15 protein-coding genes are annotated in these 15,848 nt (G+C 61.1%); 8 read left to right on the top strand and 7 right to left on the bottom strand.

What is annotated here, in order from left to right:
* Nucleotides 1-367: 367 nt before the first annotated feature.
* Together S101446_RS02190 and S101446_RS02195 are read right to left on the bottom strand one after the other, a co-directional pair.
* Nucleotides 368-2,362 (bottom strand): M1 family metallopeptidase, encoded by a 1,995-nt coding sequence (locus tag S101446_RS02190; RefSeq protein WP_087607466.1) that lies wholly within the window; start codon nt 2,360-2,362, stop codon nt 368-370.
* Nucleotides 2,363-2,454: 92 nt separating this feature from the next.
* The gene (locus S101446_RS02195; protein ID WP_010510987.1) at nt 2,455-3,240 is read right to left on the bottom strand and encodes a sulfite exporter TauE/SafE family protein; all 786 of its coding nucleotides are present in this window, start codon (nt 3,238-3,240) and stop codon (nt 2,455-2,457) included.
* Nucleotides 3,241-3,609: 369 nt separating this feature from the next.
* Here S101446_RS02195 and S101446_RS02200 point away from each other — a divergent pair, with 369 nt between their 5' ends.
* The 7 genes from S101446_RS02200 to S101446_RS02235 all read left to right on the top strand — a co-directional run bounded on the left by S101446_RS02200 (nt 3,610) and on the right by S101446_RS02235 (nt 11,253).
* Nucleotides 3,610-3,933 (top strand): hypothetical protein, encoded by a 324-nt coding sequence (locus S101446_RS02200; RefSeq protein ID WP_019086901.1) that lies wholly within the window; start codon nt 3,610-3,612, stop codon nt 3,931-3,933.
* Between the two features lie 432 nt (nt 3,934-4,365).
* Nucleotides 4,366-4,572, top strand: coding sequence for a hypothetical protein (locus tag S101446_RS02210; protein WP_244184397.1), 207 nt, complete (start codon nt 4,366-4,368; stop codon nt 4,570-4,572).
* A gap of 69 nt (nt 4,573-4,641) precedes the next feature.
* Complete coding sequence (locus S101446_RS02215; protein WP_087607467.1) at nt 4,642-5,928, top strand: Hsp70 family protein; 1,287 nt, start codon at nt 4,642-4,644, stop codon at nt 5,926-5,928.
* Between the two features lie 175 nt (nt 5,929-6,103).
* Nucleotides 6,104-8,035, top strand: a complete 1,932-nt coding sequence (locus tag S101446_RS02220) for a CocE/NonD family hydrolase (RefSeq protein ID WP_375138757.1) — start codon at nt 6,104-6,106, stop codon at nt 8,033-8,035.
* Nucleotides 8,036-8,046: 11 nt separating this feature from the next.
* Nucleotides 8,047-9,534, top strand: coding sequence for a peptide MFS transporter (locus S101446_RS02225; RefSeq protein WP_087607469.1), 1,488 nt, complete (start codon nt 8,047-8,049; stop codon nt 9,532-9,534).
* A gap of 12 nt (nt 9,535-9,546) precedes the next feature.
* On the top strand, nt 9,547-10,290 hold the full coding sequence (locus tag S101446_RS02230) for a CDP-diacylglycerol diphosphatase (RefSeq protein ID WP_244184398.1): 744 nt from the start codon (nt 9,547-9,549) through the stop codon (nt 10,288-10,290).
* A gap of 162 nt (nt 10,291-10,452) precedes the next feature.
* On the top strand, nt 10,453-11,253 hold the full coding sequence (locus S101446_RS02235) for an SDR family NAD(P)-dependent oxidoreductase (RefSeq protein WP_026018806.1): 801 nt from the start codon (nt 10,453-10,455) through the stop codon (nt 11,251-11,253).
* Between the two features lie 20 nt (nt 11,254-11,273).
* On the opposite strand, the gene S101446_RS02240 is transcribed toward S101446_RS02235, so the two are convergent.
* The 3 genes from S101446_RS02240 to S101446_RS02250 all read right to left on the bottom strand — a co-directional run bounded on the left by S101446_RS02240 (nt 11,274) and on the right by S101446_RS02250 (nt 13,910).
* A complete protein-coding gene (locus tag S101446_RS02240) occupies nt 11,274-11,762 on the bottom strand; it encodes a DUF3574 domain-containing protein (protein WP_087607471.1) in 489 nt (162 codons plus the stop codon).
* Nucleotides 11,763-11,846: 84 nt separating this feature from the next.
* The gene (locus S101446_RS02245; RefSeq protein WP_087607472.1) at nt 11,847-13,391 is read right to left on the bottom strand and encodes an FAD-dependent oxidoreductase; all 1,545 of its coding nucleotides are present in this window, start codon (nt 13,389-13,391) and stop codon (nt 11,847-11,849) included.
* Nucleotides 13,392-13,523: 132 nt separating this feature from the next.
* The gene (locus S101446_RS02250) at nt 13,524-13,910 is read right to left on the bottom strand and encodes a VOC family protein (protein ID WP_087607473.1); all 387 of its coding nucleotides are present in this window, start codon (nt 13,908-13,910) and stop codon (nt 13,524-13,526) included.
* Between the two features lie 175 nt (nt 13,911-14,085).
* Between S101446_RS02250 and S101446_RS02255 the strand changes: the two genes are divergently transcribed.
* Nucleotides 14,086-14,772 carry a YfdX family protein gene (locus S101446_RS02255; RefSeq protein WP_087607474.1) on the top strand — a complete coding sequence of 229 codons (687 nt, stop codon included), beginning with the start codon at nt 14,086-14,088 and terminating at the stop codon, nt 14,770-14,772.
* A 53-nt stretch (nt 14,773-14,825) separates the two neighbouring features.
* Here the strand turns inward: S101446_RS02255 and S101446_RS02260 are convergent, their stop codons facing one another.
* Together S101446_RS02260 and S101446_RS02265 are read right to left on the bottom strand one after the other, a co-directional pair.
* A complete protein-coding gene (locus S101446_RS02260) occupies nt 14,826-15,293 on the bottom strand; it encodes a hypothetical protein (protein WP_019087539.1) in 468 nt (155 codons plus the stop codon).
* Between the two features lie 174 nt (nt 15,294-15,467).
* On the bottom strand, nt 15,468-15,833 hold the full coding sequence (locus tag S101446_RS02265; protein ID WP_157684795.1) for a hypothetical protein: 366 nt from the start codon (nt 15,831-15,833) through the stop codon (nt 15,468-15,470).
* Nucleotides 15,834-15,848: the final 15 nt, after the last annotated feature.

Below are 15,848 nucleotides of genomic sequence, written 5' to 3' on the forward strand. Positions count from 1 at the left end.
GCGCGATCCTGTGGGTGAAGACCATCATGCAGGGCAGGGGCATGATGGCGTCTGTATTGGCATGTATATTGTAACGATATGATACACGGTACAAAAGACTGTTTGAAAAGTTAGCCCGGGAAACATTCAGCAATCATAAAGAAGTTTTTGGTGAAGCTTTTTTTAAAAACTTCGAAGAATGCCACCTTTTTGAAAAAAGGTGGTAACCAAAAGTTTTTATTATTTTTTATCAATGATTTGTTTTCAAACAGTCTCTAATTACCGTCTGGCCATGTCATGTTTGTGGCGCGTGCAATAAGCCGGTCGGGAAACAGGTATTCGGTCAGCGGAATGTTGTATCATCGTGCCCGGCTGGTCGTGCATTATCTTATTTCAGACGGCGTATGTTATCGCTGCGGTCCGGGTCGGGCAGGATATGGTCGGGATCAAGGATGACCCTGTCGACAGCCGGACCGCCGGGGAAGGTCGCCGTCACGGTATCGGTCAGGTGCCAGCTTTCCGTTGGGATGACCTGATCGAGATGCGTGCCGTCAACATATTCCAGCCGTAACGTGACAGGCAGCATGAGCCTGCCCTTCGTGCGTATACGGACCTGTGTACCCTGGCGGGCATCATTATTGACATGGGACAGGCCGGATATACCGTAATCCGGCCAGTCGTTTTCAAAATACCAGCCACGCCAGAACCAGCCCAGATCTTCCCCGGCTTCACTTTCCATCAGCCGGAAGAAATCCGACGGGGTCGGGTGATGGTATGCCCATGCCTGGATATAACGGCGGAAGGCGGTATCAAACCGTTCCGGCCCCAGTATCTGTTCGCGCAGCAGCATCAATCCGTACGCGCTTTTGAAATACGTGACCGGATGCCGGTATTCTTCTGGCACCAGTTCCGCAGGTGTCATAAGGGGCGGTGCCTTCGGGTCTTTCAGCACCGCAATGATGTCGTCGGCGGGCCTGCCGGTCAGGGGCGCGAATTCCGCGTCATGCTTGGGCGCGTATTCCCCATGGTTGAAATGCCGGGAAGCATAGGCGTCGATGAAGGTATTGAACCCTTCATCCATGAATGCGTCACGCCGTTCATTACTGCCCACGATCATCGGGAACCAGTCATGGCCCAGTTCATGCGTGGTGATCCAGAACAGCGTATCGTTCCGGTCTTCCCACCCGTCAAAGACAATGCCGGGATATTCCATGCCCGCCCCGTGGCCCCCCACATTGACGGCATTGGGCCAGGGATAGGGGAACCACTGGTTGGAAAAGTATTCAATGGCATGCTTGACATATTCGGTGGAACGGTCCCATGCCTGCGGCCCGCTGCCTTCACGCGGGTAAACCGACATGGCCAGGCGTGGCACGGGCTTCCTGCCCGGTGCCGGATGCACGGGGGGCAGGTCAATGCGCGCCGCATCCCACAAAAAGGCAGGGGAGGCGGCAAAGGAGACATCACGCGTATTTTCCATATGGAAATGCCATGTCTTTTCCCCCGTACGGGCCGCATGGCTTGTCGGGTCCGTCACGTCGTGCGCCGTGCGGATCATGACGGTCCGGTCGCTGCGGGCCGCCTGCGCCAGACGGGCGCGTTCGGTCCGGGTCAGGACGTCACCCGGGTTGAGCAGCGCGCCGGAACCGACCACCGTGAAATTCCACGGCACCGTGACGCTGTAATCAAAATCGCCGTATTCCAGATAGAACTCCTGCCCCAGATAGGGCAGCGTGTCCCATCCCCGATGACTGTCATAAACGCACATGCGGGGATACCACTGCGCGATTTCGTACATTTCGCCATCCCGGGCGGGTGTCACCGCCGTGCGGCCGCCCCATGGGCCGGGAACAGTGTAATGCCAGCGGATGCGGATCCGGACCTTCTGTCCATGCGTCAACGCCATATCAGGCAGGACAAGCTGCATGCGGGTATCGGATATGCGCGGCGGCAGTGGGATTTCGTGCCCGTGGCGCATGATGGCGACGGAATCGATCACCATGCCCCCTGTCGTATGGGGATGGCGTTCGGGATTGGCGAAGCCCGCGCGGGAATGGGGCCGATAGATGTTCTGGTCCAGTTGCAGCCACAGCGTATCAAGGCTGTCGGGGCTGTTATTGGTGTAGGTCAGCGTTTCCTCACCCGACAGGACATGGGTGGATGTATCGATACGGGCATGGATCATGTAATCCGCCCGGTTCTGCCAGTAATCCGGCCCCGGCAGGCCGGAACCCGAATTGTAGCGGTTGGGCGCGGCAGGCAGGGACAGCGGGGCGAAGACCTGTCGCATGTCCGTTGCGGCCGGCGCAGGGGCCGCCTGCGCCCCGATGACCGCACAGCACCCTGCACAGGTCAGGATGATCGCCAGCTTTCCGTATGCCATTACCCTGCCTTCCGCCTGTTATGGTTGCGGTAGGGTAATGGATGGTGCCCGAAGCGCAAGGTGCTGGGGGGCACCGTGCGTGGCGCAGGCCCTCAGATAACCTTCAGGCCAACTGTAACAAGGATCGCGGCCAGTATGATGCGCTGCACCCGGTCGGGAACAAGCCCGATGCACAGGCTGCCCAGTATGATGCCCGGAATGGATCCGCACAGCAGCGAAGTCAGCAGCGGGATATCAATATCCCCGATCCACCAGTGCCCCATGCCCGCGATGGCCGTAAGGGGTACGGCATGGGCAATGTCGGAGCCCACCAGCCGGCGGATTTCCAGCGTGGGATACAGAAAGATCAGCGCCGCCATGCCAATGGCCCCCGCACCGACCGAAGACAGCGTGACCATGACACCCAGCACCGCACCCAGCAACGTGGTCAACTGGCCGGTCATGGCGGGGGAAACGCTGCCGGCCTTCTGTCGCGACAGCATCTGCAGGCGGTGGCGGAACAGCACACTGGGGGCCGTGATCAGCAGCGCTATGCCCAGCGCCACCGAAATCACATGTGTCACCTGCGCCGACGGACTGCCCGCCCAGTGCAGGGCTGCGATCGTAAGCAGGGTGGCGGGTATGCTGCCCAGCGCCAGCCGTCCCACCACGCGCCATTCCACCGACTGGCTGCGGCCATGCACCAATGTGCCCACCGTCTTGGTCAGGGCCGCATACAGCAGGTCCGTGCCCACGGCGGATTGTGGATGGACCTTGAACAGCAATATGAGCAGCGGGGTCATGAGCGACCCGCCCCCAACGCCGGTCATGCCAACAAGAAAGCCGACCCCGAGGCCAGACAGCACATAAAGCAGGTTGATCGATTCAGTCAGATGCATGATGGGGGGCTTCATGGTCCAATGGTTGCGGGTCTGGGGTATATGCAGTCCGGCCGCCGCGTCGGGGGCGCCTGTCTATCCGTTCCTGCTCGTTTTGCATCTAAATTATACTAAAAAATTAAGTGATTTATGTCGGGTAGTTGCAATTGTTTATGTGTAATTTTCATGAAGCACAAGCCGGTTTGGTGATATGGAGCGGCCATATTTTTGCATATAACCCGAAAAAATACGCAAAATCCCTGTTATGCGGCAAAGGAGAGATAATTTGCGGAGGCCGGTTGGATAATCCGGCCGGAAAATGTCTTCCGTGTCGTCGCAACCTGCCTTCATCATGCCCGTTGCATGGGGAACCATTCAGGAAAACATGCCATGTTCAGCAGACAGATAATGGCGTCCCCCTGGAATTCCGTTCCGGCGCGCCCGCCCGCAAACATGCCGCCACCCGTGGATGATCCCGATCATGGTGAACCCGATGAGAAGGAACCACTGGACCGGCCGGAAAAACATTTTCCCGATTATGATGAGGACGAACCCATCGACCCTGACAAGGACACGCTGGTCGAACCGCTGGAACCCGATGAGGAGGATGAAGGCCCTGTCACGGACCGTGTCCGTACGGTGATGTGCGCTTGGCTCCATGCTCCATGCAGGGGCAGGACGTACCGCTGGGGAATGCCGGATACGCTGCGTTGAAAATGCAATGCCCCGCTGTGCCACCGTGCGGAATACACGCAGCATCTGCAGGCCGCTCCGGCAATCTGCCCCTGAAAGTTGTCCTGCCGCCGGACGCGTCGCGTATGATGCACCGTAGCGGATATGACAGATGCGACGGACGGGAAAACGCGCCATGTAAGACAGTTTCCTTCGTGGCCGCACATTATACAACCGGATAGAGGCATTCTGTCGTTATTGATCAGCAATAAACAACATGAAGAAAAAAGGAAAATACTGGCGCCCACGACCCCGCCCCGTTACGGCCCGTGGCTGCGGACGGCGCCCCGACGTGGCGGATGGCTTCCAACACGGGCGGTCCTGGGGTACAGCAGGCAGGCATTCCCATGCGCGGGACATGGCTTACGGGTGGTGAAAAGGCGAGGTCACATGATGGAACAGAAACTCCGGCAGATGAACGGGGACCGAACATTGCTGATGAACGCGGGCGCCTTCGCGTGTGTCGTCGCGATGCTGGGAATAGCGAACCTGGTCTGCCGTTTCGTGCTGCATACGGATGTGGTGTTCCTCATGCCATGGCTGGTGGCGGCCACGGGGCTGTATTTTTTCCTGCCGGCACTCATGCTGTGGCTCATTACGGGCCGTCCGTCCGGTTCCTGAACCGGGCACGGCGTGCAAAACAGGGCCAGACGGATGGACATGCAGCAGGCACATGCCTATTGAGACGGTATGTCTTCCATCGGATCCAACCGGAGCGTGCGGCTCGGTATAGATTTCGGCACGACCAATACCGTCGTGGTCGTGCTGGATGCGCAGGGGCGGCCCATGCCCGCGCGTTTTTCCTTTCCCCATCATCCCCCATCCGAAACATGCCGGTCGCTGCTGTGCCTGTGGCGTGAGGAAGGCATGCCGGGGCGGTCATCCCTGCAGGAGGCGATCGGGGCGGCGGCGATCGACGCCTATCTGGAAGACCCGGCGGACAGTCGGCTGATCATGTCCATGAAATCCTATCTGGCGCAGGCGTCTTTCCGGCAGACCCGGCTTATGGGACAGGTCATGACGCTGGAAATGCTGATCGCCAGTTTCCTGGCATGCCTCATGCGCACGATCGACGTTGACCCGGCCGATGTCACCGCAACGGTGGGCCGCCCCGTGCATTTCGCGGGTGAACGGCCCGATGATGCGCTGGGTGAACAGCGCCTGCGTGACAGCTTCCGTGCGGCGGGCTTCCATCATATCGACGTGGCGCTGGAACCCGAGGCCGCGGGCTGGCATTTCGCCCGGCGGCTGGATGCGCCCGCGACCGTACTGGTGGGGGATTTTGGCGGCGGCACGAGTGACTTTTCCATCCTGCGCTTTGACCCGGCCAACCTGCGCAACGCCACCCCGCTGGGATATGCCGGTGTCGGCATTGCGGGCGACCAGTTCGATTACCGTATCATCGATAATGTCATTGCACCCGAACTGGGCCGCCATGCCACCTATCGCGTCATGGGCGGGCAGCCGCTGCCGGTTCCGGCCGAATGGTATGCAAGCCTTGGGCGCTGGCACCGCCTGGCGCTGATGCGCACCCCCCAGACCCTGCGTAACATCGCCGATGTCGCCCGCACCGCGTCCGAACCCGACAGGCTCCATGCCCTGATGCGCATCATTGATGAACAGCAGGGACAGGCGCTGTATCGCGCGGTGGGGGCGGCGAAACGGGACCTGTCCACCGCCGGGCGCACGGTCCTGCGCTATGACCACGGTGACGTGCATATAAACCGGGAAATCACGCGTGCTGAATTCGAAGGCTGGATCGCACCCGACCTGAAGCAGTTTGACGATGCCGTGGGGCTGGCGCTGGAACGGGCGGAACTGCCCGCCACGGCCATTGACCGCGTCTTCCTGACTGGGGGCACATCGTTCGTGCCCGCCGTGCGTGACCTGTTCAACCGGCGTTTCGGGGCGGAGCGCGTGGACATGGGCAATGAATTCGTCTCGGTCGCGGAGGGGCTGGCCCTGATGAATGCCTGATGGCAGCCGCCTGCCGCGTATTCCCGTCATTGTGTGTGTTTACAACTGTTTCCGCCCTCACTTATTGTTATCAAGCAGTAACAAACAGGACCGCGCTTGGCGGTAGTGGAGTGGAATTGACGTGAAACGACTTTCCTGGCGGCATGTACCTTCCCTTGCGATCATGCTCGCCACCATGGCGTCGGGCGCACCGGCGGGACAGGCCCATGCGGCACGGGACGCGGGGGCTGCCCCGCAGGCGGCCGATCCGTCCGCGCTGAGCGTGCAGACCGGCAGCGACATCCCCGCCCATGTGACCTTTCCCACCAGCGCGCGCAATTACATCAAGCGCGATGTCATGATCCCGATGCGCGATGGGGTGAAGCTGCATACGGTCATTGTCATTCCGCGTGACGCCACGAACGCGCCCCTGCTGCTGACCCGCACGCCCTACCATGCGTCCGAACGGGTGAACCGCATTACGGACGCGCCCGATATCCGTTCCATCCTGCCGCAGGGTGATGATGCGTTTGTCGAGGCAGGCTATATCCGCGTATTTCAGGACATCCGCGGCAAATACGGATCGGAAGGGGACTATGTCATGACCCGTCCCCCGCGTGGCCCGCTGAACCCGACCCGCACGGACGAGACGACGGATGCGTGGGATACCATCGAATGGCTGGTCCATAACGTGCCGCAGGGAAACGGGCGGGTGGGGATGCTCGGCTCGTCCTATGAAGGGTTCACGGTGGTCATGGCCCTGCTGGACCCGCATCCCGCGCTGAAGGTGACTGCCCCTGAAAGCCCCATGGTCGATGGCTGGATGGGCGATGACTGGTATCATTACGGTGCGTTCCGCCAGGGCGGCCTTGATTATTTTCCCGAACAGATGACCGAACGCGGCGAAGGCCATACCATCCCGCGTGTGGGTCAGGATGATTACAGCAATTTCCTGTCCGCCGGGTCGGCGGAACAGTTCGCGCATGATGCGGGTCTGGATCAGTTCCCATGGTGGCAGCGTATGCTGGCCCATCCGGATTACGATGCGTTCTGGCAGCAGCAGGCCCTTGATCAGCTTCTGGCGCGCCACAGGCTGACCATCCCGACATTATGGGTGGAAGGGCTGTGGGACCAGGAAGACATGTGGGGCGCGATCCACGCATGGCAGGCGGTGCAGGCCACCCATCCCACGGTCCCCAATGTCATGGTCATGGGGCCGTGGCGGCATAGCCAGGTCAATTACGATGGCTCATCCCTGGGGCCATTGCACTGGAATGGCGATACGGCGTCGCAGTTCCGCCACGACGTGCTGCGCCCGTTCTTTGACCAGTATTTGCGCGCCAACGCGCCGGCGGTCCACCTGCCGCAGGCCATCCTGTACAACACCGGGCAGAACCGGTGGGATTACATCGACCACTGGCCGCAGGCCTGTGACGGGCAGTGCGCGCATCCGCTCCAGCCCCTGTTCGTGCAGGCGGATCACGGACTGTCCACCCATAAGCCCGGACAGGGGGCGCAGGCATCAGACCGTTATGTGTCCGACCCGCAGCATCCGGTACCGTTCCTGGCCCGGCCCTTTTCCTTTGTAACCGATGGGGACCGCTGGAAGACATGGCTGGTGCAGGACCAGCGATCGGCAGAAAGCCGTCCCGATGTCCTGACCTATGAAACCCCGGTCCTGACCACGCCCGTCCGGGTCAGTGGCGTGCCGGTGGCGGACCTGTATGCCGCCACCACCGGGTCGGATGCGGACTGGGTGGTGAAGGTGATCGACGTCAACCCGCCCACCACCGCCGACCGCCCCGAAATGGGGGGGTATGAACTGCCGGTATCCATGGATATCTTCCGTGGGCGGTACCGCCATGACTTCGCGCACCCGACCGCCATTACCCCCGGTCAGGTGGAGCGCTACCGCTTCACCCTGCCGGTCATCAACCACGTCTTTCAGCCGGGGCACCGGATCATGGTCCAGATCCAGTCCAGCCTGTTCCCGCTATATGACCGCAACCCGCAGAAATTCGTGCCCAGCATCCTTCAGGCGCGCCCGCAGGATTATGTCGCGGCGACACAGGACATCTATCATGACCCCGACCATCCTTCCGCCGTCTGGCTGCCCGTACTGCCCTGAGGTCAGGCTGGATGCATGATCCCGACGCCACACTGTCCCGCGTGGACCGTTCCGCGGCGTTTGGCGTCGTGCTGGCCATGGAAACATGGGAACGGTTCGGCTTTTACGGCATGCAGGCGATCCTGCTGCTGTACATGGTCCAGAAACTGGGCCTGCACGATACGCAGGCCAACATGTTGTGGGGCAGTTTTTCCGCCCTGACCTATGCGGCACCCGTGGCGGGCGGGTGGCTGGGCGATCGGGTCACGGGATCGCGGCGCACGATGGTGGCCGGTGGCATTGTCCTTGCCCTGGGGTATCTGCTGCTGGGGACAGCGGGGGGCAGTGCGCGCGCGCTCTATCTCGCCATGGGGGTGATCGTGGTCGGCAACGGCCTGTTCAAGCCCAATTCGTGCAACATGGTGACCATCATATACCGTGGGCAGGACCAGAAGCTGGATGTGGCCTTCACGATCTATTACATGGCGATCAATGTCGGTTCGACATTTTCCCTGTTCCTGACACCATGGCTGCAGCAGGCCTATGGCTGGGGGGCGGCGTTCGTGTCCTGTGCCGTGGGGCTCGGGCTGGGTACGGGCTGTTACTTCCTGCGTCGTGCGCGGCTGGCCCGTACCGGAACGGACCCGGATTTCCGTCCCGTGCCGGCGTGGCGCGTGCTGGCGGTGATTGCGGGAACGGGGGCTGCTGTCGAACTGGCGGCGCGTGTTTTTGCATCCACCTCCATTCAGGGGGGACTTGTCGTTGCGTCCGGCATCCTGATCCTGCTTGCGTGGGTCATGGTGTACAGGCGTGCGGCTGCGGCGGAGCGCCCGGGACTGAAGATCATGTACCTGCTGACGTTCGAGGTGGCGCTGTATTTCATTTTCTACCAGCAGATGGTGACATCGCTCACCCTGTTCGCCCTGCGTAATGTCGGCAAGGATTTCATGCTGGCGGGCGTGCACCTGTTTTCACTTTCGGCGGGGCAGTTCCAGGGTTTCAACCCGTTATGGATCATGGCGGGCACGCCATTGCTGGTCGCGCTCTATGGTGCGTTGGGGCGGCGGCATATCGACATGGGTATTGCGGTCAAATTCATCATCGGTTTCGGGTGTGTGACCCTGTCGTTCCTGATATGGTGGGGCAGCGCGGCCCTGTCGGCGTCGCCCCTTGTCTCGCCATGGGTGATGCTGGTGGGATATGGCCCACTTTCACTGGGGGAACTGATGATCAGCGGCCTTGGCCTTGCGGCAATCGCCCGTTACGTGCCCGCGCGTATCAGCGCCTTCATGGTGGGGTGTTATTATGTGCTGATCGGGTTCGCCATGTATGTCGGCAGCCTTGTCGCCAACATGGCGGCGGTCGATGTACCCGATCCGATCCGCATGGACGCCGCACGGACATTGGGGATCTACGGTGACCTGTTCCGGTCCCTGACCGGCCTTGCGGCGCTTGCCACACTGGTCTTTGCCCTGCTGCTGCCCCTGGTCAGGCGGTGGGAACGCCAGCAGGCGGGTTGAGGGGGCCTGTGCATGAAACGGATGCTGTGGGGCGCGGGCGTGCTGGCGGGGGTGCTGGTCTGTGCCCGCCTGGTGGCGGGCGGGCATTCCCCCGATGCGTTATGGCATATCGTGCATGAACAGTGCGTGGCGCATGCGGATGGCAACCCGTGTGAGGAAACCGACACACATGCCGGTTATGCCGTGCTGAAGGACCGTGTCGGGACGGGGCAGTACCTGCTGATCCCGACACGGCGCATTACAGGCATGGAAGATCGCGCCATTACGCGTGGGGATGCGCCGGATTACGTTGCCTATGCCTGGCGGCAGACGGCGCGCGTCAACCGCAGGCTGTCCCACGCCCTGCCGGGGGAGGACATGTCCCTGGCCATAAACTCGGTCTACGGGCGCAGCCAGAATCAGCTTCATATTCATGTTGACTGCATCCGTCCCGATGTCCGGGCGGCGTTGCAGCATGCGCTGCCGCGTCTGGGCGCGCGATGGGCTGCCCTGCCGCTGTATGGCCATGCCTATCGTGCCCGTCTGGTCGATACGCCCGACCTGTCGGGCGTGCGGCCTTTTGCGCTGCTGGCGCGGGACATGGCCGACCCCGCGCGGGAAATGGGACGGCATACGCTGGTGATCGCGGGTATCAGGCAGGCTGATGGACGGCAGGGTTTCGTGATTCTTGATGACCATGTCGATCTTGTGCATGGCGACCGTGCATCGGGGGAGGAACTGCAGGACCATACCTGCCAGATCCAGTCGCAACCCTGAATGCGGGGTTTCATGATCAGGTCCCATTCACATTTTCCTGTAGCCGGACCATATTGAACCGGCTAGGTCACAAAGACGTTGCAACGTCCGGTGCCGACAGGGCAGGACGGGCGTGCTGTCCTTTCTTTTCAATCCGGGCCCTTTGTGATCAAGGAAACATATATGTCTGGTGTTCCCCATCCGTTTTCAGGAAAAGTGGCTGTCGTAACAGGTGCGGCGGGTAATATCGGCCTTGCGACGGCAGGCCGTCTGGCCAGCCAGGGCGCCGATCTGGCGCTGCTGGATGTCGATGCCGCCAAGCTGGAACAGGCACGCGCCTCGCTGCTGGAACATGAAGTGCGCATCAACATCTATACCTGTGACGTGACGGACAGCGAACAGGTCCGCCAGACGGTCGAAACCGTGGTGGCGGAACTGGGTCAGATCGACTTCCTGTTCAACAATGCGGGCTATCAGGGGGCCTTCGCGCCGGTGCAGGATTATCCGGAGGCGGATTTCGCCCGTGTCATGCAGATCAACGTGGTTGGCGCGTTCCATGTGCTCAGGCATGTGTCGCGGCACATGGTTGCGCGCAAATTCGGCCGTATCGTCAATACGGCCAGCATGGCGGGCGTGCAGGGACCGCCCAACATGGCGGCCTATGGGGCATCCAAATTCGCCATCATTGGCCTGACCGAAGTCGCGGCGAAGGATCTTGCCCCCTACAACATCCGCGTCAATGCCATAAGCCCCGCCTTCATGGGACCGGGTTTCATGTGGGACCGGCAGGTGGAATTGCAGGCAAAGGCGGGAAGCCAGTATTTCTCCACCGACCCCAAGGAAGTGGCGCAGCAGATGATCGGCAGCATTCCCATGCGCCGTTATGGCAACATCAACGAAATTCCCGGTGTGGTGGCGTTCCTGCTCAGTGATGATTCCAGCTACATGACCGGGGTCAACCTGCCCATTTCCGGCGGTATCTGACGCGTCTTCCCGGCAGGCTGTCAGAAGGCGGCACAGCCTGCCGTCATGACCACGCCTACGGCCTGCTGTTGGAAGCGGGTGCGGTAGGCCTGGCGGATGGCGTCAAGCCGATCAGCCAGATCGGGGGCGGGTGGGGTCACGATCCATACGATCCGTCCGGGTTCATGCCCGATCCGTCCGCTTTCGCGATCCTGCCACTGTCCTTCCGCCCGCAATACCGACAGCCCGGAAGGAAAGCGCGGGGTCAGGGTATCGCGCATGAAACTGTTCCATTCCCGCCTGGTAACGCGGCCACCATGGGGGCGGCGCAGGCCGAACAGAAGCGATATCTGCACATCCGGCCGTGCATGCAATGCAGCGCAGGTCGATCCTGTCGCATCAGTCGTCACGGTCGGGGCAGGCAGGTCGCGCGACATGCCGGGATGGTTTCCCCCCATTACGCTGAATACCGTCACCAGGACCGGAATGATACGCCGGCACGACCGTTGCGGCGTGATGGATGCCGTCATTACCTGTTTCCCCCGCACAAGACTGTAGGCTGTGGGGCAGGGTAGCCTGTTCCGCGCCATCCAGCCAGTGCGGGAAACGGCGCGTTACAGCGTGCGACGCAATACCAGTTCCCCCGTTTCCCGTGGCCTGCCGGCGGTAATCACGCCCACACGGCGTGCGCCATTCCACTGGGTGGCCATGAAATTGAAAGCGTCCAGATCCCCGTCGATGGTGACACGGTCAAAGGGTTCCTGATACCCGACATATTCCAGCTTCCTGCCAAACTGCAGGGTCCAGAACCACGGGATTTCCTCAAACCGGCCGGGCTGTTTCATAATGGCTCGCGCCGCGACGCGACCGTGTATCTGTGCCGTGCGCCAGTGCTCGATCCGCATGCGCCGGCCCTGGTGCACAAAACGCGCAATATCACCCACGGCATAGACATGCGGGGCCGCCTGCATCGCGCCATCCACGTCAATGCCGCCATCGGGGGCCGTGGCCAGTGCGGGCACGAACCCGGTGGCCGGACGCACCCCCAGACCGGCCACCACCATATCGGCCAGCAGGATACGGCCATTATCCAGCGTGACCTGCCGTTTGCCACCCCGTTCCGCAATGGCGGTGACGCGGTGGCCGCCAATGTAGGTGACCCCCTTTTCCTGATGCAGCCTGCGCAGGCGCAGGCCAATTTCATGGCCCAGCGCCTTTTCAAACGGAACGGCGGTGGCGGATATGACCGTGACCTTCGCACCGGCCTGGTTCAGGGATGCCGCGGCCTCCATCCCGATAAAGCTGCCGCCGCACACAACCACGTGCCGGTCCGTGATATTGCGTGTCGCCAGTATGGCCTGCGTGTCCGCCTGGCTGCGCAGCGTGAATACGTCGGGCAGGTCATGGCCCGGCACATCAAGCATGCGTGGCGCAGCACCGGGCGCCAGCACGACATGATCGCCAGTCAGTTTCCGTCCATCCGACAGTTCCACCGTGCGGGTGGCGGGATCGAACGCCGTGACCCGCGCCACCACCCGGTCTATGCCATGGGTCTCGTAAAAACCGGCCGGACGCAGGGGAGGCGCGCGGTTGCCCTCCTCCTTTTCCGCCAGAACCGTCTTGGTCAGGGCGGTGCGGTCATAGGGTGGCGCTGTCTCGTCGCCAATCAGGGTGATCCGGCCTGCAAAGCCGAATTCGCGCAGGGATACGGCCGCCGTGACACCAGCCGCACCCGCGCCAACAATCACCACGCCCTGATCGGCGCCAGTCGGGACAGGTGTGGGCAGGGGCAGGGCAACAGGCTGGATCTGGATCCGTCCGTCCACCAGTCGCGTGGGATAACGGGGCAACGGATCCAGCGCCAGTGGTTCGATCAGGCCGCCGTCATTCAGGTCAAAAACGGCCTTGTGCCAAGGACAGACCAGTTTGCCCGCGCATAGCGTACCCTGTTCCAGCGGTGCGCCCTTGTGCGGGCAGGTCGCGGCAAAAGCCCGTACCTGCTCCCCCTGCCGCACGACCAGAAAGGACCGGTCGCCCACCTGCATGCGGCGTGGGGCGGCATCCGCCAGATCCGCCAGTGGCATGACATCATGCCATGGACTGTCCTGACCGGGAGATGAAGGGTTGCGGATGGCGGAAAGTGTGGTCGCCTGCTGCATGGCGCGTCTCCTGCATTCCGGTGCCGGGCGGAAGCAGGGACGCGTACCGTCGCGGCAGATGGGTATCAGGGATCAATACGCCGCGTCGCGGTGAATGTTCCCCTGATGCCGCAATTGCCGCGCGTGTCGTTCTTACGCTGGCGGGACGCGATACATGGCACACAGCTTGTTGCCGGTCGGGTCACGCAGGTAGGCAAGGAACAGGTCACCGGATTCATGGTGACGGATGCCCGGCGGGTCTTCGCATGTCGTGCCGCCATTGGCCACGCCGGCCGCATGCCATTTGCGCACGGCGTCTTCCGAACGGGCGTGCAGCCCGATTGTCCCGCCATTGGCAGCCGTTGCGGGCTGGCCATTGATGGGCTTGGTCACGATCAGGCGGCCGGTGCGATCGGCGTAAACCAGCCGGCCCTTGGCATTGATTTCCGATGGCGGCACATCAAGGGCTTCAAAAGTACGGTCATAGAATTTCTTCGAGGTTTCAATATCGTTCGAACCGATTACGATATGGGTAAACATGAAAGTTTCCTCTGTTCTGTCCGGCCGCGATCATGGCATAGGCTGCGACAGGGCGGCAACCGTGTCCCGGTGGGGAATAAGCGTGGACCGGGGAGCAATTTTTTGTAACAATACCGGATGGGGTCAGCGATCGGGCTGACCAGTGACCTGACACGTTTGCTGAAAAAGGAAAACCATGCGTCTTATTGCTTCACTGGCCGTCGTGACCGGACTGGTTGCAGCACCACTTGGCGCGCATGCGGCATCGCTGCATACCGACTGGGAAAAATACAAGGTAACCCGTGCGTTCAATCATCTGTCCGCTGATGGGCAGCGTGCGATGGCTGATATCCTCAATGCGAAGCAGATCCTTGACGGCGGACAGACCGACGCCGCCATTCCCGCATTATATGACGCGACAAAGCGCCTGACCGCAGCAGGCAAGGCGAACAACAAGTTCATGGCCGCTGAAAACAGCCTGCAGCCCGCGCCCCAGCATCCCGCGCCCAACGGGCATGTCGCGGGCACGACGCCGGTTGCATGGGTGCCGGTTGGTGGTGAAGTCATCGGTAGCGAAACGCTGGCACCGGAAAAGAAGGCGGCCATTTCCACCGCCAATACCCAGCTGAAGGCCGGCAAGACACAGCAGGCGGCGCAGACGCTGCAGGTCGTGGCGGAAGATGCCGACTTCATCATGGCGATCACACCGCTGGACCAGACGCTGGGTGCGGTCAACCGCGCCACCGTCTTTACCGAAGCCCGTCACCCGAAGGAGGCATCGGCAGCCCTGCAGCAGATCATTGACAATCTGGTCTTCGTTTCCGAAGATTTTGCGGAAACCGCCATTCCCGACCAGGGGCAGCCCGCCCCGGCCAGGAAATAACAGACAGGCTACCGGATGCCGCGCCATGTGCGGGGCATCCGACGCGGTGGAGGTCACTCATCTCCACCAACCTTTTTCTTTTCGCGTTCGGCATCCACGCTCATGCGCTGGAATACGCCAAGCGACACGACAATCAATGTCGCGACAACCAGCAGGCTGGCGGGATACAGTATATCGGACGGTTCGCTGGTATTGGTTTCAAATACACCCACCAGCCCCTCTATGAACACGGCAATGATGATGGTGGTAATGAACTTGGTCAGGCTGGCGCGGGCTTCGCCCAGGCTTTTCTTGCCACTTGTCTGGATAACTTCCTCCTCCACAAAATACTTGGCCACGTCAAAGACCGCGACGGCAATAACGACATAGCTTATGGCCTGTAATATGGCGTTCCGGCCCGCGTGCCACGAATGGCCCAGCGCGGACAGAAGGTCGATCATTCCGAATGTCAGAAGCAGCAGCGCAAGCAGCATGAGCATGACACTGGCGCAGGCAAAGGCGAAGCGTGACAGATGTTGCATGGACGGGTTCCGTCATTCCTGTATGGGGTGGCAGTTCACGGTCCGGCAGTGATCATATGAAAACGGGATTGCGTCCGCACACGGCAACGACCGTGCAGGCATGACCTTTTCCTCACATGCTGCGGGCATGTAATGGTTTCAAGGCATGGGCAGGTCGTCGCCTGTAATTTTATATTATGAATTCGATATATAATTCATGAATTCAGAAGGGAATATTATTTTTTTATTTTGCATGGCGCGGCCGGAACCGCCTGCATCCTGTCCCGTTGATCTGTTCACAGCGTGCAGTTTCAGGATTGCTTCCCACGACGGGCCCAACGGGCCAGGGGAAAAACAAGGATCCCCATGTGCCGCTGTAATCTGGAAAGCCGGGAAAGGTGAACGATCATGGTTTATCGCATCGATCCGCACGAACACACCAGTATCATCACAATAACCCATGCCAACGTCCGTGGTGACGGGTGATCCGCGCACAATCCCGGCCATTTCATCAATAATCCCGAAAAGGCTGTAGCTGCCGGGCATGAAGGTGGCCGGCATGGCCATGCCCGGTGG

Source organism: Komagataeibacter europaeus, assembly GCF_002173515.1.
GTDB lineage: Bacteria > Pseudomonadota > Alphaproteobacteria > Acetobacterales > Acetobacteraceae > Komagataeibacter > Komagataeibacter europaeus.